The sequence below is a fragment of the Streptomyces sp. NBC_00454 genome, assembly GCF_041434015.1.
Lineage (GTDB): Bacteria > Actinomycetota > Actinomycetes > Streptomycetales > Streptomycetaceae > Streptomyces.
On sequence record NZ_CP107907.1, the window covers coordinates 724,980 to 748,920 of the forward strand.

Consider the following 23,941-nt stretch of genomic DNA (forward strand, 5'->3'; position numbering starts at 1 on the left):
TCGATCAAGCGGATCCGGGCGCCTGCCACCGGGGTCAAGAGGCGAGCGGCAGCGGCAGATCGTCCGCGAGCCGGAAGGCCCCGCCCTCGCGCTGTACGTAGCCCTCGTGGGTGAGGGTCCGCAGCAGGTGGTAGACGGTGGGCAGCGGGATTCCCGTCAGCCGCGCGAGCCGTTTGGCGGTCGCCCCACCCTCCGCGTACATCGCCTCCACGAGGCGCAACGCCCGTTGAACGGAACCGATGAGGGTGGGTGCGGTGGTGGTGGCGCTACCGCTGTCCGCGCTGTCCTTCTGGCTGTGGTCGGTGCCCATGAGTGGTCCCCCTGCTCCGGTACGAGGCCTGGCAAACCCATCAAAGTCGCTCACCGGCCGCAAAACCAGCGGACTCGCGTAAACCTGAGCATAAGATCAACTAATGCTCGACCCCCGGAAACTGAAGCTGCTCGTCGACGTCGCGCGTACGGGCACCATCGCGGGTGCCGCGCTGCACGCCGACATCACGGCTTCCGCCGCCTCCCAGCAGCTGTCCGCACTGGAACGCCAGGCGGGCTGCCCGCTGCTGGAGCGCTCCGGTCGGAGCGTACGCCTGACCGCGGCAGGGCACACCCTGGTCACGCACGCCACCCGCGTGCTCACCGAGATCGAGGCCGCCGAGGAGGCGCTGCGCGATATCGCGGGGCTGCGCGACGGCCAGTTGCGCATCGCCACCTTCGCCTCCGCCGCCGAGCCCTTCACCGTGCCGGCGCTGGCCGCGTTCCGCCGGACCCATCCCGGGCTCGATGTCAGCCTGACCGAGCTGGAACCGGAACTGGCCCTGCCGTCGCTGGCGGCCGGCAGCCTGGACCTGGCGGTCACCCACCAGTACCCGCACCTCCCGGAACCGGACCTGCGCGGACTGCGGCAGGTGCTGCTGCGCCGGGAGAAACTGCTGCTCGCCGTGGGCCCGCGCGCCAGGCCACCGCTCGACGGGCCGGTCCGGCTCGGCGACTTCGCCCGTACCGCCTGGGCCTCGACCACGCCCAGCACCGGGTTCCAGGCGGTCACCGAGGGGATCTGCCGGGCCGCCGGCTTCGAACCGGACATCGCCTTCCGCGCCGACAGCTACCCGATGCTGCTCTCCCTGGTGGCCGCGGACTTCGCGGTCGCACTGGTGCCGCAGAGCGCGGCGGACCGGCGCTGCGCGATCTCCTTCCACGACATCGCCGAACCGGCCCACCTCGTACGGGACATCTACGCCACCGTCCGCACCGGCGACCGGAGCCCGGCGACGGATTCGATGGTCCGCCACCTGTCACGCCAGCTCGGCGGCTGACCGCGACCCGCCTCCGCGGGCCGATCGGGGCGCCTCTATCCTGCGCGGACCACGGATCGCACCAGGTCCGGGGCGGGGAGGGGACCGGAGAACATGGAAACCAGCAGCGTCACGAGACCGGCGGAGCTGCGCCGGTGCCCGGAGTGCGGGGCCACCGCCACCGTGGACGGACGGTACGTCGACTGGTGCGAGGAATGCGACTGGAACGTGGATCCGGGCGCTCCGGAGCCGGCCCGGGGGCGCCTGGAGACCGTACGGCGGCGCCTCGCCCACCAGTACGGGGAACAGCTGGCGGCCGAGATCGCGGGGAGCGGGGGCGAGGCCGGGCCCGGACGGCTGGACGCGTCGAGCATGCTGGCCATCGGGATCTCGCTGCTGGTGCACGCGGTGACCGTGGGGCTGGTGGTGATCGCGGGGGTACTGATCATCGGGGGCTGGTACACCGTGGTCCAGCCCCTGCTCGGTGCGCTCCTGCTGGGGATCGTGGCGGTGCTGTGGCCGAAGCCCCAGCGGCTGCCGAAGCACGCGCCGGTGCTGTACCGGGCGGACGCTCCGCGGCTGTTCGACCTGGTCGACGAGGTCGCGGCGGCCGTCGGGACCTCGGGAGTGCACGCCGTGGTGGTGGACCCGTCGGCCAACGCGGCGGTCACGAACTACGGCATCCGGCGGCGGCGCATGCTGATCCTGGGGCTCGGACTGTGGGAGATCCTCTCGCCGCAGGAGCGGGTGGCCCTGCTGGGGCACGAACTCGGGCACTTCGCCAACGGTGACCTCCGCTCCAAGTTCGTGACGCACTGGGCGATGGGGGCCCTGGCCCGCTGGTACTACTTCCTGCTCCCGAAGCCCCCGCACAACCTGGTGGACCTGTTCGTGAACACCATGCTGTTCCTGCCGCGCTGGGCCGTGTACGGGCTGATCCACCTGCTCGACGGCCTGACGATGCGGGCTTCGCAGCGGGCGGAGTACCTGGCCGACACCGGAGCGGCCCGCGCCGGGTCCACGGAGGCCGCCGTCCTGCTGATGGACCGGTTGCTGATCGGCGGCGCGGTCGATGCCGAGCTGCGGCGCGATGCGGTGGCGGCCGGGGTCCGCGGTGGATCCGCGGGCCGCGAGGCGCGCGAGGCCGCCGAGCGGGGGCTCTGGGAGCGGCTCGCCGCACGGATGGGCTCCGTGCCCGAGAGCGAGTACGAGCGGCTGCGCCGGGTTTCCGCCCGGCGCGGCCACTCCGTCGACGACACCCACCCGCCGACCCACCTGCGGCGCCGCTGCCTGCTGTCGAGCGCCCCGCACCCGGCCGAGGTGGTCTTCGACTCCTCCCGCATCGCGGCTGTCGCGGCCGAACTCGCTCCGCTCCGCGAGGAGCTGGCCCGCCGGGTGATACGCGACTACGCGGGCTGAGCCGCGGACGCCCCGCTCCTACTGCGTGCAGGTCACGAAGGCCGGGAGCGGGGCCTCCTCCACCAGGCGGCGCGGCAGGGACAGGGCGAAGCGGTGTTCCAGCACGGAGAGGGTGAGGCGGTCGCGGTCCGCGCAGGGTTCGTCCTCGGGGCGGGCGTAGCTGCCGTCCGGGGCGAGGATCTTGGCCTCGACCAGCTCCGGGAGGAGGAAGTCGGGCCGGTGGCCGCCGCGCCAGCACTCCTCGCCGAGCGCGAAGCAGCAGACCAGCTCGCCGTCCAGGGCGTACGCGAACTGCTTGGGCGGATGGTCGGGCTGCGGGTCGAGGTGGACCGCTTCCACCCCGGAGCGGGACACTTCGGCCAATCGCTGCGCCCCGGCCGGCATCCCGTGTTCCACGGCGAAGGACCAGCCGCCCCAGCTGCCGACCCTCGCCACCCCGTCGCCGTCCACGGTCTCGGTGACCATGCTCCACGCGTCGATGGCTCCCAGCGGCCCGGGGTGGATTCCGGGCAACGCTCCCAGCCGCGCCGCGAGTTCCTCGGGGCCGATGCCGCGGGCGAAGGTCAGGCTGACGTACCAGGCGTCCCAGTCCGCCAGCCACTGGACGCCCTCGCCGCCGCCACCCGCGCCCCCGTCCGCGCGGCCGGCGCCGGACCGGCCGAAGTCCCCGCCGAAGCCCTGCCCGCCTCCGGTGATGTCCGCCATGCCCACGGTCCCCTCCGCGATTCGTGCCGGTATTTCCCCCACGGGCACGATAGTCAGTCCGCGGGGCGCTCCGGGAGGAGGCGCTCGACCATCGCTTCGATGAGCCCCTCCACCGGGTAGGGGTCGAGCAGTCCGGGCGCGGTCAGGTCGTCCACGATCAGCCCCAGCATGGCCAGGTACAGCAGCACCACGCCCTGCCGGTCCCCGGGCAGCCCCGCCGCCAGGTGCCAGTCGATGTTGGCCTCGAGTTCGGCGCCCTGGAACCCGGCCAGCGCCTCCTGGAGCTCGGGCCGCCGGGTGGCCTCCAGGCGCAGCTCCAGCATCGCCGTGTGGACGCTGCGTTCGCGGCGCATGCGCTCCAGGAGGCGGCCGAGGAGCACCTTGGTGTCGTGCGGGCCGGCCAGCTCCGCCGGGTCGGGGGTCAGCCGCTCCCGGGTGCGGTGCAGGATCTGTACGAGGAGCTGGGCGCGGTTGGCGAAGTAGTTGGAGGAGGTGCCGGTCGGCACCGCCGCCTCCGCGTCCACCGCGCGCAGGGTCAGTCCCCGCGAGCCCTCGCGGGCGAGCACTTCGATGGCGGCGTCGAGCAGCGCGGCGCGGCGCTGCGGATTCTGGCGCATGGGGGGATCCCTGACGGTGTGGGCACGGGGTGAGCGGTGCGACGGGGGTGTCGTTATGACCGCCGCATATGCACTGCACATGGAGTGCTTCGGACACGCTAGCGGACACGGCACCGTCGCGGCCCTCCCCAGCGCCCCCTCCCCCGTGCCACCCTCCGGTCATGGAGCGGATCATCGAGGAGATACGCGAGGACCTGAACCGCCGGATACCGGCGGCGGCGGAGCGGCTCGCCGACCGCACGTCGGCCGAGGACCCGGCCTACGCCGCCTACGCCGCCCTGCTCGGCCGGGCCGCACTGCGCGACCGGATCCAGCACGTGCTGCGCCAGGCCGTCGAGGACCTGGTCCGCGCCTCCCGCGGCCTGCCGCCCGACCTCTCCGACGCCCGCGCCCAGGGCGCGCTCCGCGCCGGGCAGGGGCTCCCGCTCGACTCCCTGCTGCGGATGTACCGGCTCTGCGGCCGCCTGCTGTGGCAGACCCTGACCGAGGCCGTCGCCGCACACGACCGGGCCGCGCTGCCCCGGCTGCTGCCCGGGGCGCCCGCGCTGTGGGACGTGATCGACCGGATGGCGGACGCGGCGGCCGAGTCGTACCGCCGGGCCGAGGCGGTCCCCGGCGAGCGCGAACGCGAGCTCCGGGCGGCCCTGCTCGACGCCCTGCTCGACGGAACCGGATCCGCCGCGGAGGCCGCCCGCACGGCGGAGCGGCTCGGTCTGCCGGAGCGCGGCCGGTTCGCGGTGGCGGTCCTCGGAGCCGGGTCCGGGTCCGGGTCCGGGTCCGGCGCACCCGCGGGACCGCCACCCACCGGGGCCCCGCGCGTGCTGTGGCGGATCCGCGGCGACGGGGAGACCGGGCTCGTGGAGCTGGGCCACCATCCGCTGGAATCCGTACGGGAGCTGCTCGCGCCGCTCGGCGCGAACGCCGGGGTCAGCCCGGTGGTCACGGCGCCCGCCGAGCTGGCGCGGGCCCGCCTGCTGGCCGTCCTCGCGCTGCGCACCACCCCCGCCGCGAAGGGCCCGCGGACCGTGCTGCTCGACGAACGGCTGCCCGCGGCGCTGGTCGCGGCGGAGCCCGAACTCGCCGACCGGCTGCGCCGGGTGGTGCTGGGTCCGGTGCTGGCGCTGGCGCCGGAGGACCGCCGGGTGCTGCTGACCACCCTGGGCACCTGGCTGACCTGCCAGGGCTCGACCACGTACGCCGCGCAGCGGCTGTACTGCCACCGCAACACCGTCTCCAACCGGCTGCGCCGCCTGGAGCAGCTCACCGGCCGCACCCTCTCGGATCCCGCGCACGTGGTGGAGCTGGCGCTGGCCCACACGGCGGTCACCCAGCACCGGAAGGCGGAACGCGCCCCCGCTACTGCCCCCGCTGCCGCGCCCGCTACTGCGCCCGTTCCTGTGCCCCCTCCGGCGGCTTCGCCCCCTTCGCGGACTCCAGCAGGTACGGCACGTCGATTACCGCCACCCCCGGCGTGAACAGCAGTCGCGCCTTGAGCCGCAGCGCGTTCTGGTTGTGCAGGGGCTGCTCCCACCAGTGCCCGACCACGTACTCCGGGATCACCACCGACAGCATGTCCGTCCCCTCGGCGGCCGCCTGCTCCTGCACGTAGGACAGGACCGGCCCGACCACCTCCCGGTACGGGGAGTGCAGCACCTTGAGGGGGATGCCGGGGTCGTGCTCCGCCCAGTCCGCGCGCAGCCGGTCCGCGTCCTCCTCGTCGGCGGCCACCGAGAGGGCCGTCAGGGTGTCGGGCCGCAGCCCCATGGCGAAGCCGAGGGCCTTGAGGGTCGGCGCGTGCACGGAGGCGACCAGGACGATGACGTGGTGCCGGGCGGGCTTGCGCGGTTTGACCCCGGGTGCGACGGCCACTTCCCGCGCCACGGTGTCGTAGTGGCGGCGTACGCCCTTCATGCCGAGGAAGAGCAGCGGCATCGCGATGACGACCAGCCAGGCTCCGTGGGTGAACTTGGTGATCAGGACGATGACCAGCACCACGGAGGTCATGACGGCGCCGACGGCGTTGATCAGGAGCCGGCGGTGGATGTGGATCCGTTCCTCCTTGCGCGTCTCGGGCGCGGCGAGCTCCTGCCTCCAGTGCCGGACCATGCCCGCCTGGGACAGGGTGAAGGAGACGAAGACGCCGATGATGTAGAGCTGGATGAGCCGGGTCAGCTCGGCGTCGAAGGCGATGATGAGGGCGATGGCGGCCAGGGCCAGCAGGACGACGCCGTTGGAGTAGACGAGCCGGTCGCCGCGGTTGAAGAGCTGGCGCGGTACGTACCGGTCCTTGGCCAGGATCGAGGCGAGCATCGGGAAGCCGTTGAAGGCGGTGTTCGCGGCGAGGATCAGCACGCCGGCCGTGACGGCCTGGAGCAGGTAGAAGAGGAAGTCCCAGCTGCCGAAGGTGGCCCGGCCGATCTGGGCCAGCGCGGTGGACATCGGGGTTCCGGGGGCCAGGCCCAGCTCGGTCGGGTCGGCCGCCACGTGCACCTTGTAGTTCATGGCGAGGACGGTGATCCCGGCGAACATGGTCACGGCGAGGGCGCCCATCGCGGCGAGGGTGGTCGCCGCGTTCTTGCTCTTCGGCTTCTGGAAGGCGGGGACGCCGTTGCTGATGGCCTCGACTCCGGTCAGCGCGGTACAGCCGGAGGCGAAGGCCCGCAGGGCGAGCAGGACCACGGCGAGCCCGGCGTACGTGCCCTCGGCCGTGATCGGGAGTTCGGCGGATTCGGCGCGGATGACGTCACCGGTCGCCAGCCGGTAGGCGGCCACCGCGAACATGAGGTAGATGACGAGGACGAAGCCGTAGGTGGGGACGGCGAAGACCCGTCCCGACTCCCGTACGCCGCGCAGGTTCATCAGGGTCAGGAGCACCACGAAACCCACCGACAGGGGGACTTCGTGGGTGGAGAGGGAGGGGACGGCGGAGGTGATGGCGGAGACGCCGGAAACCACGGAGACGGCGACCGTCATGACGTAGTCGACGAGGAGGGCGCTCGCCGCGGTGAGGGCGGCGGTGGGGCCGAGGTTCTTGGAGCTGACGATGTAGGCGCCGCCGCCGCCCGGGTAGGCGTAGCAGGTCTGCCGGTAGGAGGCGACGACGACCACGAGGAGGAAGACGATGGCGGCGGCCGCGTACCAGGCGAGGTGGAGCAATGTGACCCCGCCGAGCGCGAGGATCAGCAGGATCTCCTCGGTGGCGTAGGCCACGGAGGAGAGCGGGTCGCTGCAGAAGATCGGGAGCGCGAGCCGTTTGGGCAGCAGGGTCTCGCCCAGACGCGCGGTGTCGAGCGGTTCACCGACCAGCACACGTTTCGCATTGATACGCCTCATTCAGGCATGATCGTTCAAAACTGCCGCAATTCACCCGCTATCGGACATGTGTCACGGGGTGGAACCCCCCAGTTCCTCGGCCCGCTGGGCCAGCCACAGGTCGTAGCGGGCACTCGGCGACCGGAGCAGCGAGCGCTCCAGCAGCACCTCGATGCGGCCGACGCGCTTGCGGGTGGCGGCCACCGAGATGCCGAGCGCCCCGGCCGTCGGGACCAGCCGGGCATCGTGCCGCAGCCAGACCCGCACCGTCTCCCGCGCTCCGGCCGGAGCGTCCGGCCCGGTCAGCGGCGCCAGATGGGCGCGGGCCCACTGCCTGGTCGCCGGATCGCGCAGTACGTCGTCCAGCGCGCCCGCGGCCGACGCGACTCCCCCGCCCGCCCGGTCGGCGCCGCGGCCGCCCGGGGTCAGCCGGAGCGCCAGCGACAGCGCCGCCTGGTCTTTGATGCCGCCGAGGTCCAGGCCGAGCACCGCCTCGATCAGCCGGAGCCGCCCGGCGAGGGTGTTGCGGTGGACCTTGAGCAGGCGGGTCGCGTGCGAGGTGAAGTTCAGCCACGCGTGGGCCGTGGCCCTCAACTCCTGCGCGCCGGGGTCCTGGGGACGCCGGGGCTCGTACGCGTGCAGCGGCGCGAGCAGCGCGGCGGCCCATCCGGCCCCGGCCCCGTGCGCGGCGAGCGCCAGCTCCGGGCCGGGCCCGAACCGGGCGTGGCGTTCGCCCAGGCCGCGCGCGACCGCCAGCGCGTGGAAGGCCTGCGCGTACGCGGCGGGGGCCTCGCGGAGGGAGGACCGGCCGCTGACCCCGACCGTGCACTGGCGGGCGGCCGCCGTCAGGGCCCCGGCCAGCGGGTCGTCGTCCGCCGAGGCCGCCGCCAGGTCGGTGGGCACGAGCACGATGAGGTGGTGCACGTACACCGGGCAGCGCACGATCCAGGCCCGGCCGCCCGTCAGCTCCGTGAACAGCCGGGCCACCGCCGTGCGCTCCCCGGTCCCGCATTCGACGACGTACATCCGCAGCGGATCGGGCAGCGAGGGCCCGAGCGTCTCGGCGATCTGACGGGCGGTGGAGAGCACGCCGTTCATCAGCAGGTGCAGGACGGACTCGCGGACCATCGCCTCGGCGGCGGCAGCCCGTTCCTCGCGCCGCTCCGCCTCCTCGGCGCGCAGCACCAGGGCCAGCGGCACGGCGGCGTCCGCGAGCAGCGCGGGCGCCCCCGGAGGGTGCGGGAGCTCCAGGACGGCGGCCAGGGCGCGCCGTTCGTCCAGTGCGAACAGCAGCGCCGCAGAGCCGGCGTGCCGCAGGACGGCGGAGGCCGCCTTGCGTGCGGCCAGCTCCGCCGCGCCCAGTACCGCAGCCTCGGGCCCGTGCGGCTGCTCGGTGTCCATCAGCCCGATCCAGCCGCCCAGCCGGGTGGTGAGCCACTCCAGCACCGCGGCGGAGCCGCCCGCGTTCGCCAGGCGGTGCAGCTTGAGGACGTCGTCGGAGCGGGACCGGTCGGCCGGCTGCGAGGGTGCGGTGCGGGACTGAATGGGAGGTTCCTTCAGGGGGTTCGGCGGCGGCGCCGCATTCAACCATCCCCGGCACACTGTGCGCTGTGACACCCGTCTCGCGGGCTCACTGGGCAGAACGGACCCTGCGGGCGCGGCGGCCGCCGCCTAGGCTCGCCATGAGCGGTCGGGCCCCGGTTGTCGGCGGAACGCAACGGGGGAAGCCGGGGCCCGTCCTTTGCTCACATCTTGGCCGCCGCGCTGCGGATGGCCTCCCGGATGCGGAAGTAGGTGCCGCAGCGGCAGATGTTGGCGATCGCGTCGATGTCCTCCTCGGTCGGTGCGCTCGTGCGCTTCAGCAGGGCCACGGCCGCCATGATCTGGCCGGGCTGGCAGAACCCGCACTGGGCGACGTCCTGTTCGAGCCAGGCCTCCTGCACCGGGTGCAGCACGTCGCCGTCGGCCAGCCCCTCGATGGTGGTCACCGTCTTGCCCGCGCACGCGGAGACCGGCACCACGCACGGACGGACGTCCACCCCGTCGAGGTGGCTGGTGCAGGCCTTGCAGACGTCCACCCCGCAGCCGTACTTGGGACCGCGGACGCCCAGCATGTCGCGGAGCACCCACAGCAGGGGCAGATCGTCGGGCGCGTCCACGGTGACGCTCTGCCCGTTGACGGTGAAGGTGTGCGAGGGCACGGATCGGGCTCCTAGCGGGGGTAGGGGGTGAAGTCGACGTCGAAGTCGAGGGGGAAGCTACGGGGCTTCGTGCCGGTGGCCCGGCCGTAGGCGTTGGCGATCGCGCCCACGGCGGCCGGCAGGCCGAGCTCGCCGGCTCCGCCCGGCTCGGTTCCGGTCGCCGGGAGCACGAAGACCCGTACGTCCCTTGGGGTGTCGCGCTGCTTCGCCCAGTGGAACTGGCTGTAACTGCCCTCCAGCGGGAGGCCCTTGTCCAGGTGCAGACCGGCCTTGAGCGTGGTGGAGATGGCGTCGGTCAGGCCGCCGATCATCTGGGCCTCCAGGCCGCGCGGGTTGACGGGCAGGCCCACGTCCACGGCGATGACGGCCTTGGTGACGCGGACGTGCTCCGGGTCCCGGGTGTCGATCTCGACCAGGCAGGCGGTCCGGGACTTGTACTCCTCGTGGAAGGCGATGCCCTGGGCGCATCCGGCGGGCATCGCCCGGCCCCATCCGCCTTCCGTGGCCACCTTGTCGAGCACGGCCCGCTGGGCCGCCGTCTTCAGGAACGTCCGCCGGAACTGGTACGGGTCCCGCCCGGTGGCGGCGGCCAGCTCGTCGACCACGATCTCCTCGGCGCCGCGGGTGTTCGCCGAATACACCGAGCGCCAGGAGCCGGTGGGCACTCCGGTCGGGACCTCGGTGAGCACCTGGGTGGTGAGCCCGAAGTGGTACGGGGACTTGATGGTGGTCAGGAACAGGGTCTGGGCGAGGGTGGCGTTGCCGATGCCGAGCGGCAGGCTCGCGGCGGTGGCGGTGATGATCTCGCCGAGGCCGTGCCGGAAGTCGGTCTCGGCGGCGGCGACCCGGTGTTCGAAGCTGAGCACCTCGCCGAGCAGGTGGGTGGCGCGGATCTTGTGGTGGGTGGCGGGGCGCATCCGGCCGTGCCGGGTGTCGTCGACGCGGGTCCACATCAGGCGGACGGGGCGGCGGCAGGCCTTGGAGACCCGGGCCGCCTCCAGGGCCGCGTCGAAGAAGAGCCGCCGGCCGAAGGAGCCGCCGGCCTGGACCACGTGGACGGTGACCTTGTCGAGCGGCAGCCCGAGATCGGCGGCGATGGTCTCGCGGGCCACGATCGGGGACTTGAGCCCGGACCAGATCTCGGCGCTGTCCTCGCGCACGTCGGCGACGGCGGAGTTGGTCTCCATGGGGGCGTGGCTGACGAAGGCGAAGTCGAACTCGGCGTCCACGTAGGCGGTGAGCAGCGGTGGCACCAGCAGCGGGGCGGTGGCGGCGCGCAGCTTCGTACGGACCTGCGCGTCCGAGAGCTGGTCCGCGGGGCCGGGGCCCCAGGTGACCTGGAGGGCGGCCTTGGCGTCGAGGGCCTGGCCGAAGGTCTCGGCCACGACGGCGACCCCGGTGGCGATGGTGACCACGTGCAGGACCCCGGGCATGGCCTTGACGGCGGCGAGGTTGGCCACCGACCGGACGCTGCCGCCGAGGGTGGGCGGCCGGCGGACCACGCAGGGCTTGGCCCCGGGGACGTCGAGGTCGAGGGTGTAGCGCTGGGCGCCGGTGACCATGGCGCGGGCGTCGATCCGGGCGGTGGGCCTGCCGACGAGGGTGTGCTTCGCGGCCTGTTTGGGGGTGGCGCCCAGGACGATCAGGGCGGGGTCGGCGGCCGCGGCGGCGAGCGAGCCGTATCCGGCGGTGCGGCCGTCGGGGGCGCGGACAGCGCCGTTCGCGGTGGTGAGGGACGACGCCGCCAGGCCCCAGCGCACGGCCGCGGCCGCGACCAGGCGGGCGCGGGCGGTGGCGGCGCACTGGCGGACCGGGCCGTAGAGGGAGCGGATGGAGTTGGAGGAGCCGGTCAGCTGGTTGAAGAGCAGCTCGGGGCGGGCGTCGTCCAGCTCGATCCGTACGCCGTCCAGCGGTGCGTCGAGTTCCTCGGCGACGAGCATCGCCACGGCGGTGGTGAGCCCTTGGCCGACCTCTTCGCGGGGCAGCCGGAAGCGGATGGTGCCGTCGGCCTCGACGACGAGCGCGAGCAGGGCGGAGGTGGGGGCGCCGGCCAGGATGAACAGGTCGCCGAGGTCCACCAGGTCGGCGGGGGCCGGCAGGGTCGGGATCACGGCGTGCGCGGGCTGCGGGGCGAGGACGTCGGCGCCGGCGCGGGTGACGAGGGCCAGGGTCGGCGCCGCGACGAGGTAGGTGAGGAAGGAGCGGCGGCTCCGACCTCCGGTGCCGCTGGGCTGCGCGGCTGCGCCCGGCTGTCCGTCGGCCGGCTCGCCGCTCTGTTCCTCGGTCGGCGCATGGCTCTGCCCGGTCATGTCGTTGTGTCCCCACCCTGCGCGCAGCCCGCCGAAGCGAGCCTCCCCGGCTCATTACCGACACGTAGGGTAGCGATCACCGGATGCGGTGGGAAGTCGGGAGCGGCCGCCCGTCCGCGGAGCACGGCGTCCTCCGTTCGGGGGGTGCGCGCACGGTGGTGTTGATCCGGGTTCCGGGCGGACCTGCGCGAGTTCGGCGGAGGGCGCTCCTCGCACACCTCGGCCGTACGATCGACCGCCCTCGTCCGGAAGGCCTGTTTCCGGCCGCGGGCGGACGACGGGAAACGAGGGCGGGCGAGGGCCGGAGCGGGCGCCCTTCGAGCGCGCCCGGGCCGCACCCGTCGGCAGGACTGACCGGATTCGTTCGTACACCCGCGGGGGGCCGGGAGGCCGCAGGCATATGCCTTAAGCATGACCGCCGCAGATGTTGCCAAACGCCTTACGGGCCGTCGCTGGCTGTGCCACAGTCGTTACCGGCCCTTCCTTCAGAACCGGTCCTACCTTTCAGATTTGGCCGTGCCGCGCCTGTATCGGAGTTCTCATGCCGTCCCACCTGTACGCGGACCGTCCCGCGCAGCCTCCGGAGCCAGGGTCGGTGGACGCGCTGATCTCCCAGACCCGACGGTTGCGGGGAGAAGTCGACGCCGTCCGCCGTGACACCGTGGTCGACGACGACGATGCCCAGGGCCGGTGGCAGCGCGCGCTCTGCGATCTCGCCGTGCACCACCTCGACGACCTCCGCGAGCACCTCGGCCAGCTCAAGGAAGGGCTGCCGCCCACCGTTCCCGAAGCCGTCGAGCTGCCGCTGGCGGCTCCGGCCCCGGAGATCGGGCCCGCCGGGGTGGAGGCGCAGCAGACCCGGGTCGGCAGCGCCGAGTGGAACCTGCTGACCGACGAGGTCAGTTGGTCCGACGAGCTGTTCCAGATCTTCGGCCGCTCCCCCGAGAGCGGCGCGCTGCCCCTCGACGAACTGGGCTCCACCCTGTTCTCCGAGGACCAGCCGGTGCTGACCGCGATGGTCACGGCCTGTCTGGTGGACGGCAAGCCGATAGACGGCGAGTTCCGCATCGTCCGGGCCGACGGCCGCGTCCGGACGCTGCACATGAGGGGCGAGCCGGTACTCGACTCCGACGGCTGCACGGCCTCCATGTGGGCCGTACTGCGGGACGTGAGTGAACTGCGCCGGAGCCAGCGGGCGGTGCGCGAGTCCCGTGACTCGCTGCAGCGCCGCCGGGAGATCGCGCAGACCGAGCGCCGGCTGGCGGTCGAACTGCAGGAAGCCGTGCTCCCCCCGTGGCGCGGCTCCCTGCGGTTCCCGCACGACAGCACCGGCGCACTGGACGTGGCCGCGCACTACCTGCCCTCCGCGACCAGCGCCCTGATCGGCGGCGACTGGTACGACGCCCTCGAACTGCCGCACGGACACTCGATGCTGACGGTCGGTGATCTGACGGGCCATGGGGTGACCGCCACCTCCGGCATGGCGATGATGCTCGGCGCCCTGCGCGGGATGGCCATGGCCGGCATCGAGCCGGGCCCCCTGATGGGCTGGCTGAACCAGCTCCTGGAGACCTCCGTACAGCCCGCTCTCGGTTCCGCGGTGTGCTGTCGCTACGATCCCGCGCGCCGGGTGCTGTCCTGGGCGCAGGCCGGCCACCCCGCCCCGCTGCTCTTCCGCCGCGGCCAGGGCCGCTCGTTGCTGCCGCCGGAGGGCGTCCTGCTGGGAGCCACCTCCGGTGCCTCGTACGGTCAGGCGGAGGAGCGGCTGGAGGTGGGCGACGTACTCGTCCTGCACACCGACGGACTGACCCCGCGCAGCATCGAGTTCAGCAAGGCCGACGGGACCGAGCGACTGCTGGCGCTGGCGCCGCAGTTCTCGGCCGCCAGGTCGGCGCAGGACTGCGTACGGCTGGTGATCGGGGAGTTCGGCGAGGGCGAGCGCGAGGACGACGCCTGCGTGCTGGTGGCCCGGATCAACAGGTAGCCACGGGCAGCCCTTGAGCGCACCCGCACCACCCGAGGATCCCGAGGCCGCGCCGGAAGGCGCGGCCTTGCTCGTCCCGTCCGTCCCGCCGTCGGTCCCCCCGCCCGTACGGGCATCACACCGTGCGCGTGGTCACCGAGCTATTGGGGAGCGCCAGTTTGATCTCCTCGCGGAGGTCCTCGATGCCGGCGAAGCCGGAGTAGTGGCCGGTCAGCCGGTACATCTCGCGCAGCCGGTCCCATGTGCGGTGCGAGGAGGTCTCGTTCATCGAGACGAGCGCGAGGCGGGCGTAGCGGTCGGCCTGTTCGGGGTCGTTGGCGATGAAACAGGCCGAGGCCATCGAGATGTAGTCGAAGATCTTCGAACGCTGGTGGCCGTCCGCGCGCAGTCGCAGGGCCTCCTTGGCGTGCCGCTGGGCGATCGGCGCCGCCGAGGGGTCGTGGTCGGCGAGGGTACGGAAGGCCAGTGCCTGCATGCCGTGCAGGTCGGCCTCGTCGAAGTGCTGCATCCACGAAGGCGGCGGCACGTCTCCCGAGGTGGAGACGAAGAGGTCCTCGGCCTCGCCGAGGGTGCGGCGCATCGCCTGGCCCTTGCCGAGCGCAGCCTGGGCCCAGGCCTCGATGGTGTGCAGCATGGCGCGGGTGCGGGGCAGGGTCTGCTCGCCGGAGCCGGACTGGGCCAGCTTCATCAGGTCGAGGGCCTCGTTCGGCTTGCCCAGGTGGACCATCTGGCGGGCCGCGCGGGACAGCGCCTCTCCCGCGCGCGGCCGGTCGCCGCCCTCGCGGGCCGCGTGCGCGGCGATGACGAAGTACTTCTGGGCGGTCGGCTCCAGGCCCACGTCGTGGGACATCCAGCCCGCCAGCACCGCCAGGTTGGCCGCCACCCCCCACAGGCGCCGCTGGAGGTGGTCGGGGTGGTGGTACGCGAGCATGCCGCCGACCTCGTTGAGCTGGCCGACCACGGCCTTGCGCTGGAGGCCGCCGCCTCTGGAGGCGTCCCAGGCGCGGAAGACCTCCACGGAGTGCTCCAGCGCCTCCATCTCCTGGGAGCCGATCGGCGCGGCCTCGTAGCGGTCGGAACCCGCTCCTTCGGCCTGGAAGTAGTCGTCGTGGCGCTGCGCGTCCTTGGCGCGGGCCGGGTCGGTGTGGAGCCAGTCGTACATGGCGTTGCTGAGGGCTGAGCCGGCGGTGAGCGCGGCACCCGCGCCCATCAGACCGCGACGGTTGAGCATGAGGTCCATTCCCGTGAATTCGGTGAGGACCGCGGCTGTGCGTTCGGGCGCCCAGGGCATTCCTTCGGGGTTCTCCTTCTCCCCGTCCGGCTGCCGTTTGGCGGTGCGCCGTTGTCGTACGAACCCGAGGTCCTCGATGGTCACGACACGACCGAGCCGCTCGGTGAACAGTGCTGCCAGTACCGTGGGCACCGGTTCGCGCGGGGTCTCCCCCATGTCGATCCAGCGCCGCACCCGCGAGGTGTCCGTGGCCAGCTGGTGGTGGCCCATGGAGGCCGCCTGCCGGTTGACCATCCTCGCCAGTTCGCCCTTCGACCAGCCGGCCAGGCCGAACAGGTCGTTCAGACGGGTGTTTGGTCCTTTGCTCACGTCAAGCCCCCAGGTTCTCGGCTGAGTTGACAGTAACCCCCCGTCAGATGCCGAGCGACTATTCGCCAGGGTTCGCCAGGGCACGCAATGTGGTCCGCCACCCACGCCCGGGTGTCAGGTAGGAATGCGCCTCCCCGACCCGGTCACCGGCGGAACTCCCCAGGGTGATGCACGGGATCCGGCGGGGCGGCGTACGCAACTCGTCGGCGCACGAAGGGATCCGTAACGCCATGTACGCAGCAACGACCTCCGTGTCCGCCCCGGTCCGGCCGCACCGCACTTTCCCCGCGGGCGGCGGCCCCTACCTCGAACCCGGCCGCCCCGCGGCAGCGGCGCAGGGCGCCGTACGGGCGCGGCGACTGCCGGGGACCGGATCACAGCCTCTCAGCGGAAGGATCGACCTCTCGGGGCCGCAGGGTGCGCAGTTGCGCACGGCGCTCGCCTCGGTGCAGCGCATCTGTCCGGAGTTCGCACCGGTCCAGGTACTGCGGCGCAGCGGACGTTCGGTCCTGCTGGTGGGAACCACCGGACGGATGACGGCCGTCGCGAAGGTTTTACTGGATCACTCGTCCGAGTGGTGCGAGCGGTACCGGCACGAAATAGCGGCGTACCGGACGTTCGTCCGGCACCGCCCGCCGGTCCGGGTGCCGCGGCTGATCGCCGCCGACCCCGAGAACTGCACGCTGGTGGTCGAACGGATGGCGGGCCGGGTAGCGGCGCTCCAGCGGCATCCGGCGGAAGCCCCGCCGCGCCCCGATCTGCGGGCTGCGCTGGGCGCGGTGCGCCAGGTGAACGGCTGGCAGCCGGCCGACGAGCTGTTCACGAGGCCCCTGGACTACGACCGGCGGATCGCCCGGGACTACCAACAGGGCCTGCTCACCGACCGTGACTTCGGCGACCTGCAGAAGCTGCTTCACGGAGTGAAACTCTCCGGCAACCCCTGGCAGTTCAACCACGGCGACGCACTGCTGTCGAACCTGCTGCTGTCCCCCGCGGGTCCGGTGCTCCTCGACTGGGAGCACGCGGGCTGGTACCGCCCCGGCTACGACCTGGCCACGCTCTGGACGGTACTGGGCGACGCCCCGGCCGCCCGCTCCCAGATCAGCCGCATGGCACAGGCGGCCGGTCCGGCCGCGCGGGACGCCTTCCTGGTCAACCTGATGCTGGTGCTGACCCGGGAGATCCGGATGGCCGAAACGGCGGTGCAGCGCTCGATGCTCGCAACCGGCCCGGCCCAGCCCGTAGCGGCGGGCGCCCTGTCCTCGGGCGAGGAGCAGCGGCTGCTGCTGCGCCGCCTGCACGACGACGCGGGCATGGCCCGCAGAGCGGTTCGCGCAGCGGTCGGCACGCGCTGACCCGCGCCGCCACGAATCCCGTGCCGCACACACCCTGTGTGTGCGGCACGGGATTTTCCATGTCCGGGCCCGGAGTGCAACTGGCGCGTATGCCTTGACTTCACATGATCCCCCGAACACCTTTTCTGACTCAGCATCAGAATGCTGGATCCACTCCTTCCCGCCCCACGTCACTGGAGCCTGCCCATGACCGAACCGAGTCCCGCCCTCCCCTCCCGCCGGACGGTCCTCGCCGGGACCGGCGCCGGGGTGCTGGCCGCCACCGTGCTGCCGGCCGCGGCGGCGCGTGCCGACAGCACCCAAGACGGGCCCCCGCTCGGCGAGTACGACGTCGTCGTGGTCGGATCCGGGGCATCCGGGATGACCGCCGCGCTCACCGCCGCCAAGCGGGGCCTGAGCGTGCTCGTGGTCGAGAAGGCCCCGACCTTCGGCGGATCCGCCGCCCGTTCGGGCGCCGGCATCTGGCTGCCGAACAACTCCGTGATCCTGGGCGCCGGGGTTCCCGACACCCCGGCGAAGGCCGCGACGTACCTGTCGGCGGTGGTCGGCAACGGCTCCTCGCCGGACCGGCAGGCCGCCTTCCTCGCCAACGGGCCCCGGATGCTGGACTTCGTGATGGCCAACAGCCCGCTGCGCTTCCGCTTCATGGACGGCTACAGCGACTACTACCCCAACCTCCCCGGCGGGCTCCCGAACGGCCGCTCCATCGAGCCGGACCAGATCGACGGCAACATCCTCGGCGCCGAACTGGCGCACCTGAACCCGGCGTACATGCCGGTGCCGGCCGGAATGGTGGTCTTCAGCCAGGACTACAAGTGGCTCAACCTGGCGGCCGTCAGCGCCAAGGGCCTCGCGGTGTCCACCGAATGCCTGGCGCGCGGCACGGCGGCCGCGCTGTGCGGGCAGAAGCCGCTGACCATGGGCCAGGCCCTGGCGACCGGTCTGCGGGCCGGCCTGATGCAGGCCGGGGTTCCGGTGTGGCTGAACAGCCCCCTGGTCGACCTGGTCCAGGAGGGCGGCGCGGTCACCGGCGTGGTGGTGGAGAAGGAGGGCGTACGGGGCGTCGTGCGGGCCCGCAAGGGCGTGGTCATCGGCTCGGGCGGCTTCGAGCACAACGCGCAGATGCGGGCCCAGTACCAGCAGCAGCCGATCGGCACCCAGTGGTCGGTCGGTGCGAAGGAGAACACGGGCGACGGCATCCGCGCGGGCCAACGGGCGGGTGCGGCGCTGGCCTTGATGGAGGACGCCTGGTGGGGCCCTTCGATCCCGCTGCCGAACGAGCCGTACTTCTGCCTGGCCGAACGGACCCTGCCGGGCGGCCTGATGGTCAACGGGGCCGGCGCCCGCTTCGTCAACGAGGCCGCTCCGTACAGCGATGTGGTGCACGTGATGTACGAGAAGGACCGCGCGGCGACCGGCTCGCACATCCCCGCGTGGCTGATCGTGGATCAGAACTACCGCAACAAGTACCTGTTCAAGGACATCCTGCCGACCATCGTCTTCCCCGACTCCTGGTACGAGGTGGGCGCGGCGAAGAAGGCGTGGACCTGGGACGCGCTGGCCAACCAGATCGGCGTACCGTCGGGCGCCCTGCGCTCCACCCTCAACCGGTTCAACGCCCAGGCCTGGAACGGCGCCGACCCCGACTTCCACCGGGGCGACACGGCCTACGACCACTACTACACGGACCCGGGCGTCACGCCGAACTCGTGCCTGGCCCCGATCTGGGCGCCGCCGTTCTACGCCTTCAAGATCGTGCCGGGCGACCTGGGCACGAAGGGCGGCATCGTCACGGACGCACGGGCCCGCGCGCTGCGGGCCGACGGATCGGTGATCCGGGGCCTGTGGGCGGCGGGCAACGCGAGTGCGGCGGTGATGGGGCACAGCTACGCGGGGGCCGGATCGACGATCGGTCCCGCGATGACCTTCGGCTACGTCGCGGCGAACGACATAGCCAACGGGTGACGGCTGCGGGCTAGCCCTGCTGGAAGAGCTCGGCCGGGAGCGGCTTCAGGAGCGCGTAGAGGTCGTCGGTGATGGGCCGGTCCCAGCTCGCGATGGTGACCAGCACGTTGTCGCTGCGGTCGAACTGCACGCAGCTGATCCGCGTCTCGGAGAGCTTGATCTTCCGGACGATGAGGAGGTTGTCGCCCTGCATGACGGGGCAGTCCTCGGCTCCGGTGACCTCGACGTCCTCGTCGTTCTCGAGGGCGTCGAGGAGCTGGGCCACCTCGAAGGGGACCTGGCCCTCGGAGAGGTCACGGGCGGGGGAGCCCTCGGGGAGGTTCCCGATGATCATCGCGGGGCCGCGTCCGCCGAACAGGTCGTAGCGGAGGAAGACACCCTGGCAGCTGCCGTCGGGCGCGGGCAGCAGCCCGGCCCCGAGATTGCCCGGCCAGTCCCCCGGGTCCATGGCCAGGACGTCGAAGTCCGGGCCGGCGGGTGTGGCGGCGCGGTGGCGGCGGAGGAAGGACATGCCGCCAATGGTACGTGCCCGCCCGCGTTTCCCGGCCCTCCACCCCCCTTCCGCCCGGGGGGACCCGGGGCCCGTCCCGGACCCACGGGCCCCGTACCCGACCGCGGGTGTGCCGCTGCGCGGGGCGGAGGTCCCCTACCCGCCCTTCGCCCGTTCCCCGGGCTCTGCCCGGACCCGGTCCTCAAACGCCGGACTGGCTGGATACATCAGCCTCGCCGGCGTTTGAGGCGCGGGGTCCGGGGCGGAGCCCCGGGGAACGGGCGAAGGGCGGGTCGGGGACACCGCCCCGCAGGGCCCACCCACCCGCACCCGCCCACCTCCCGGGGCGGGCCCGGTCAGGCTACGGAGGGGCACGGCAGGTCGCCGCCGAGGGCGAGCAGCGCGTCCGTGGCCGTGGCCACCAGGCCGTCCGCCCCGCATTCCCGGGCCTTCAGGACCGCCCTGAGCAGGATCTCGGGGTCCCCCCGTTCCTCCCCCAGCGCGGCCAACGCGAGCGCCAGCTCGTAGCCGGCCGGCGAAGCCGACAGGACCTCCACCGCCTCCTCCAGGAGCGCCGGGCGGTCCTGCGCCGAAGCCACCGACGCGGCCACCCGCAGGGCCTGGCCGATGCCGGACGCGGCGCCGAAGGCACGGGCCCGCCGCACCGCGTCCGCGGCCAGCTCCCGGGCCCGCGCCGGGTCCTCCGCGGCCACCGCGCGCGCCAGGTGGAGCCGCCACGGGCACCAGGACGGGTTCTGGATGCCCCTGGGGGTCAGCCTGCGGCCCACCGCCTCCAGCTCGGCGGCCGCCGCCTTCGCCTGGCCGCGGGCCAGCAGGAGTTCCGCGTAGACCGTCTGGGAGTCCGGGAAGACCACCGCCGCCGGGAAGGGCTCCCCGTACTCGTGTTCCCGTGCCAGCTCCCAGGCCTCGTCCACCCGGCCCCGCGCCAGCAGGGTGGTGACGAGGATCGCGATGGCGTACCAGTGCACGGGCGTACGGCGTCCCACTCGCTCGGCGAGCCTCAGGCCGGCCCGGGCCAGCTCCTCCGCCTCGACGAGCCGTCCGCGGCGGTAGCGGATGTACGCGCGCAGGCTGTACGCGAAGGACAGGTGCGCCCCGCGCCAGCCCTGGCGCTCGAACTCGGCGGTGCCGGCCTCGAACAGTTCCTCCGCGCGGTCGGGCCGGTCGGCGTACATGTGCACCATGGCGACCAGGACCGGAACCTCGAAGCCGCGGTCCTCGTACGCCCAGCTGAACCCGGTCTCCAGCACCCGCCCCGCGTGGTGCAGGACCACGTCCACCGGCTCTCCGCGCAGGCAGGCGTCCCACGCGCGCAGCCCGATGACGTACCGCTCGGTGAGATCGCGGCCGGTCAGCCGGTCGGCGAGCTTCGCGAGGCGCCGCGAACGGGCCGGGGAGTCGGTCTCGGCGGCGTTGAAGGCGTCCCACATGAACTGCTCGGACTGCAGGCGCAGCCGGGCCCGTACGTCCTGGGCATGGGGGATCTCCCGCGCGAGGGACTCCGAGGCCTCGGCGAGGCGGTCGCTGTGCGAGAGCACCTGGGCGAGCCGGATCACGATGTCCTGGCGCAGCGTCTGGTCCTCGAAGGGCTCCGCGAGGGCGGCGCGCAGGTGGTTGACGGTGTTGGCGGGCTCGGTGAGCAGGGAGGCGCAGCCGAGCTCGTAGAGGACGGCCGCGCGTTCGTCGAAGTCCGGGGGTTCACGCAGGGCCCGTGCGAGCTGGCGGCGGGCGGCTTCGGGGGCACCGGCCCGGAGGTTCTCGCCGGCTGCCTCGCGCAGGGTGCGCACCACCCACGGGTCGTTCTCGGGGTGGGTCTCCAGCAGGTGGCGGGCGGCCGCGGAGGGCCCGAGCCCGGCGTCGAGCACGGCCGCGGCGGCCTTTCCGTGCAGGGCGACCCGCAGGGCGTCGGGGATGGCCCGGTATATGGCGGTGGCGATGAGCGGGTGGACGAACTCCAGCCCGGCCTCGTCGCGGCCACCTGGTCCGGCGGCTTCGGCGGCTGCGGCTTCGGCGGCGGCTTCCACCGCGGCCGACAGGATGCGGGCGTCGCGCAGCCGTCCGGTGGCGTCGACGGCCTCCTCGGTGCCGAGTCCGGCGACCCGGGCGGCGAGTTCCCGGGGGATGTCGGTGCCGAGGACGGCGCAGGCCCAGGCGAAGCGGACGGTGGAGGGGCCGAGGCTGTGCAGGCGGGCGACGAGCCCGCTGCCGCGCTGGGCGGCCGCGAGGTCGCGCAGCAGCGGGGCGCTGGCTTCGACGGGGGCGAGGCCCTTGTCCCGTACCTTCACGGCGAGTTCGACGGCTTCGAAGGGGTTGCCGGTGGTGACGGCCCAGGCTTCGCGGCAGAAGGCGTCGTCGGCGTGGTCTCCGACGGACTCGCGGACCAGGGTGGAGACGGCCTCGGCGGTGAGCGGCGCGAGGGCCAGCGGGCGGTGTCCCGCGCGGCCGGGCAGCGTACGGAACGCTTCGGCGTGCGCGGGCAGTTCGTCGGGCCGGTAGGCGACGACGAGGAGCAGCGGGAGGTGTTCGGCGCGCGGGGCGAAGGCGGCGAGCCAGGAGAGGGACTCGGGGTCGGCCCAGTGGGCGTCGTCGAGAACGAGGGTGACGGGGGCGCGCTGGACGATGAGGTGGGTGAGGACCCAGTCGAGTCCGTCGCGCAGGCCCTGGGGGTCGGGCGGGGCTCCCTGTTCGGCGGCGCAGAGGCCGAGGGCGGGGCCGACGATGGAGTACCAGCTGCCGAGCGCGGCGCGCAGTTCCTCGTCGGTGGTTCCGGCCAGCTGGGGCTGGATGAGCTGGCGGGCGACGTGGAAGGGCTGGCTCTGTTCCTGTTCGCCGCCGCGGGCGGCGAGGACGGTGCAGGCTCTGGCGTGGGCGCGGCGGCGGACTTCGGCGAGGAGCGTGGTCTTGCCGAGGCCGGCGGGTCCGGAGAAGGCCAGCAGGGCTCCGTCGGCGTCGGGCCCGGGACCGGTGAGCTGGTCCAGGGCCTCGTCCACGGCGGTGAGCTCCGCCTCGCGTTCGAACATCGCGCGCCGTTTGCGGGTCCGGCGGTCCGTCATGGCTGGTACCCCCCAGGCCTGTTCGGGGGATCAGCGTACGCCCGCGCGCCCGCGCGGGAAGCCCCGTGCGGAAAATCATGCTGATCTTCTTTTCGGCGGCCGCCAGGTCCTGGTTCGGCGGCCGTCCGGCCATGGATTCGACGGCCGTCCGGAGGGGTTCCCGCGGCCCTCCGGGCAGGCTCAGCCCTCCGCGGAGCGGGCCGCGAGCGCCTCCAGGACGGCCACGGCCTCGGCGGCCCGGTCGGCGGCGACGAAGAGGTGGTCGTGGTGGTAGCCGGCGATGACGTTGCAGCTCAGGCCGTGCGCGCCGAGTTCGGTGGCGAAGGCCGCGGTGAGGCCGACGGCGTCCAGCGCGGAGTGGACGCGCAGGGTGATCCACCCGGCGGTGTACTCGTAGGGCAGCCCGGCCGCGTCGGCCTCCTCCTGCCCCAGGACGAGGGTGAGCCCCTCGGGTTCCAGGATGGAGGCGACGGGGGTGAGCCCGGCGAGGGCCTCCGGGTCGGTGTCTCCGGGGATGGTGCAGAACACGTACAGCCCGTCGTTCAGTTCCGGCCGCATTCCGCTCAGCAGTTTCCGCAGGTCGCTCTCTCCACTCATGCGGCCACCTTACCCATCCATCCCGATTTGACCGGATCTCCTCCGGCATCACCAGCCCCGGTCACGCGCCCTCGTAGAGGCGGCGGTGCCACCATGCGAGCGGGACGCCGCCCCACTCGGCCCAGTCGTCGACGTACTCGTACCAGTGGGCCCAGTGGGCAGGTGGTGGATCCGGGTCCGGGAGGGTCCGGCGCCGGAATTCGGCGTCCAGGTCACGCAGGAGACGACCGAGCGCGGCCCGGGCCAGGGGTGGCAGGGTCCGGTAGCTCTCGGCGATCGCGTCGCGGACCTCGGCGACGTCGTCGAGCGCGCAACTCGGACAGGCGAGGCACGAGGAGGCGGTCAGCCGCAGCCGGCCGCCGGGTCGGGCCAGGAACGCGCGGTAGGCGCGCAGGAGGCCCGCGAGCCTGCCCTCGCGTTCCGGGCCGAGCTGCGGGACGCCGAGATGCTCGACCCAGTGCACCTCCGCGCTCGCGGCGGCGGACATCCGGTCGACGGGCGGCAGCTTGCGTGCCCAGGCGGGCGGACGACGGCCTTCGAACCGTCCCCGTGCGGCGCGCAGCGCGCCCGGCCGGCTACGCGGCACGGGCCTTTCGGCGGGTGATCGTCATGGCGGCCATGATGCCGGTCCGGCCGCCGGGAGGCATGGGAATATCCGGGCTTCCGGCGGCGGTTCGGCGGCGGGCCGACAGGAGAGCGCCGAACGGCCCGGCCACCCCTCGACGGAACACGAGGGACTGCCGGGCCGTTCGTGTAGTGCCCGCTACGTCAGGTCGAACTCCCCGCCCCGCGCGTTCAGGACGAACTTGCGCCACTCGTCCGGTGCGAAGATCAGCGAGGGGCTTTCGGGGCGGTCGCCGTTGCGCATGGCGATGAACCCCTCCACGAAGGCGATCTGGACGTCACCCGCCCCCCGGCTGCTCGACTGCCAGTCCGCCTCGGTCAGATCGAGGTCCGGCTTGCTCCAGCCGGCCGGCGCCTGCGAAGTCATGCTCTCTGCCACGTGCGTGCTCCTCCCGGTACG

18 protein-coding genes and 1 pseudogene are annotated in these 23,941 nt (G+C 73.2%); 6 read left to right on the forward strand and 13 right to left on the reverse strand.

Features of this window, described 5'->3' with window-relative positions:
• Positions 1 to 73: 73 nt before the first annotated feature.
• Positions 74 to 310 (reverse strand): annotated as a pseudogene (locus OHU74_RS03390) (helix-turn-helix domain-containing protein); the annotation flags it as partial.
• A gap of 103 nt (positions 311 to 413) precedes the next feature.
• Between OHU74_RS03390 and OHU74_RS03395 the strand changes: the two are divergent.
• Both OHU74_RS03395 and OHU74_RS03400 read left to right on the forward strand, forming a co-directional pair.
• Positions 414 to 1,310 carry a LysR family transcriptional regulator gene (locus tag OHU74_RS03395; protein ID WP_371614499.1) on the forward strand — a complete coding sequence of 299 codons (897 nt, stop codon included), beginning with the start codon at positions 414 to 416 and terminating at the stop codon, positions 1,308 to 1,310.
• Between the two features lie 93 nt (positions 1,311 to 1,403).
• Positions 1,404 to 2,708 carry a M48 family metallopeptidase gene (locus OHU74_RS03400; protein WP_371614500.1) on the forward strand — a complete coding sequence of 435 codons (1,305 nt, stop codon included), beginning with the start codon at positions 1,404 to 1,406 and terminating at the stop codon, positions 2,706 to 2,708.
• Between the two features lie 18 nt (positions 2,709 to 2,726).
• Here the strand turns inward: OHU74_RS03400 and OHU74_RS03405 are convergent, their stop codons facing one another.
• Complete coding sequence (locus OHU74_RS03405) at positions 2,727 to 3,413, reverse strand: DUF6461 domain-containing protein (protein WP_371614501.1); 687 nt, start codon at positions 3,411 to 3,413, stop codon at positions 2,727 to 2,729.
• Positions 3,414 to 3,466: 53 nt separating this feature from the next.
• Positions 3,467 to 4,030, reverse strand: coding sequence for a TetR/AcrR family transcriptional regulator (locus OHU74_RS03410; protein ID WP_371614502.1), 564 nt, complete (start codon positions 4,028 to 4,030; stop codon positions 3,467 to 3,469).
• Positions 4,031 to 4,191: 161 nt separating this feature from the next.
• Here OHU74_RS03410 and OHU74_RS03415 point away from each other — a divergent pair, with 161 nt between their 5' ends.
• Positions 4,192 to 5,505 (forward strand): helix-turn-helix domain-containing protein, encoded by a 1,314-nt coding sequence (locus OHU74_RS03415; protein ID WP_371614503.1) that lies wholly within the window; start codon positions 4,192 to 4,194, stop codon positions 5,503 to 5,505.
• On the opposite strand, the gene OHU74_RS03420 is transcribed toward OHU74_RS03415, so the two are convergent.
• The 4 genes from OHU74_RS03420 to OHU74_RS03435 all read right to left on the reverse strand — a co-directional run bounded on the left by OHU74_RS03420 (position 5,411) and on the right by OHU74_RS03435 (position 11,852).
• Positions 5,411 to 7,363 carry an APC family permease gene (locus OHU74_RS03420; protein WP_371614504.1) on the reverse strand — a complete coding sequence of 651 codons (1,953 nt, stop codon included), beginning with the start codon at positions 7,361 to 7,363 and terminating at the stop codon, positions 5,411 to 5,413. The two genes, OHU74_RS03415 and OHU74_RS03420, sit on opposite strands and share 95 nt — an antisense overlap.
• A gap of 51 nt (positions 7,364 to 7,414) precedes the next feature.
• Entirely contained in the window at positions 7,415 to 8,929 is a 1,515-nt protein-coding gene (locus OHU74_RS03425; RefSeq protein ID WP_371614505.1) for a helix-turn-helix domain-containing protein, read from the reverse strand.
• A 158-nt stretch (positions 8,930 to 9,087) separates the two neighbouring features.
• Entirely contained in the window at positions 9,088 to 9,543 is a 456-nt protein-coding gene (locus OHU74_RS03430; protein ID WP_371614506.1) for a (2Fe-2S)-binding protein, read from the reverse strand.
• An 11-nt stretch (positions 9,544 to 9,554) separates the two neighbouring features.
• Positions 9,555 to 11,852 (reverse strand): molybdopterin cofactor-binding domain-containing protein, encoded by a 2,298-nt coding sequence (locus OHU74_RS03435; RefSeq protein ID WP_371614507.1) that lies wholly within the window; start codon positions 11,850 to 11,852, stop codon positions 9,555 to 9,557.
• A 541-nt stretch (positions 11,853 to 12,393) separates the two neighbouring features.
• Here OHU74_RS03435 and OHU74_RS03440 point away from each other — a divergent pair.
• Entirely contained in the window at positions 12,394 to 13,836 is a 1,443-nt protein-coding gene (locus tag OHU74_RS03440) for a PP2C family protein-serine/threonine phosphatase (RefSeq protein WP_371614508.1), read from the forward strand.
• A gap of 115 nt (positions 13,837 to 13,951) precedes the next feature.
• Here OHU74_RS03440 and OHU74_RS03445 read toward each other — a convergent pair whose 3' ends face one another.
• A complete protein-coding gene (locus tag OHU74_RS03445; protein WP_371614509.1) occupies positions 13,952 to 15,436 on the reverse strand; it encodes a hypothetical protein in 1,485 nt (494 codons plus the stop codon).
• Positions 15,437 to 15,666: 230 nt separating this feature from the next.
• Here OHU74_RS03445 and OHU74_RS03450 point away from each other — a divergent pair, with 230 nt between their 5' ends.
• Together OHU74_RS03450 and kstD are read left to right on the forward strand one after the other, a co-directional pair.
• Positions 15,667 to 16,791 (forward strand): aminoglycoside phosphotransferase family protein, encoded by a 1,125-nt coding sequence (locus OHU74_RS03450; protein WP_371614510.1) that lies wholly within the window; start codon positions 15,667 to 15,669, stop codon positions 16,789 to 16,791.
• 186 nt (positions 16,792 to 16,977) lie between these two features.
• Positions 16,978 to 18,756 (forward strand): 3-oxosteroid 1-dehydrogenase, encoded by a 1,779-nt coding sequence (kstD, locus tag OHU74_RS03455; RefSeq protein WP_371614511.1) that lies wholly within the window; start codon positions 16,978 to 16,980, stop codon positions 18,754 to 18,756.
• A 10-nt stretch (positions 18,757 to 18,766) separates the two neighbouring features.
• Here kstD and OHU74_RS03460 read toward each other — a convergent pair whose 3' ends face one another.
• The 5 genes from OHU74_RS03460 to OHU74_RS03480 form a co-directional block, all read right to left on the reverse strand.
• Positions 18,767 to 19,267, reverse strand: a complete 501-nt coding sequence (locus tag OHU74_RS03460) for a hypothetical protein (RefSeq protein ID WP_330294947.1) — start codon at positions 19,265 to 19,267, stop codon at positions 18,767 to 18,769.
• Positions 19,268 to 19,602: 335 nt separating this feature from the next.
• Positions 19,603 to 22,320, reverse strand: a complete 2,718-nt coding sequence (locus OHU74_RS03465) for an AAA family ATPase (RefSeq protein WP_371614512.1) — start codon at positions 22,318 to 22,320, stop codon at positions 19,603 to 19,605.
• Between the two features lie 180 nt (positions 22,321 to 22,500).
• Positions 22,501 to 22,917 carry an ACT domain-containing protein gene (locus OHU74_RS03470; protein WP_330294949.1) on the reverse strand — a complete coding sequence of 139 codons (417 nt, stop codon included), beginning with the start codon at positions 22,915 to 22,917 and terminating at the stop codon, positions 22,501 to 22,503.
• A gap of 61 nt (positions 22,918 to 22,978) precedes the next feature.
• Positions 22,979 to 23,503, reverse strand: coding sequence for a hypothetical protein (locus tag OHU74_RS03475; RefSeq protein ID WP_371614513.1), 525 nt, complete (start codon positions 23,501 to 23,503; stop codon positions 22,979 to 22,981).
• Between the two features lie 177 nt (positions 23,504 to 23,680).
• A complete protein-coding gene (locus tag OHU74_RS03480; RefSeq protein WP_371619550.1) occupies positions 23,681 to 23,908 on the reverse strand; it encodes a DUF397 domain-containing protein in 228 nt (75 codons plus the stop codon).
• Between the last annotated feature and the right edge of the window lie 33 nt (positions 23,909 to 23,941).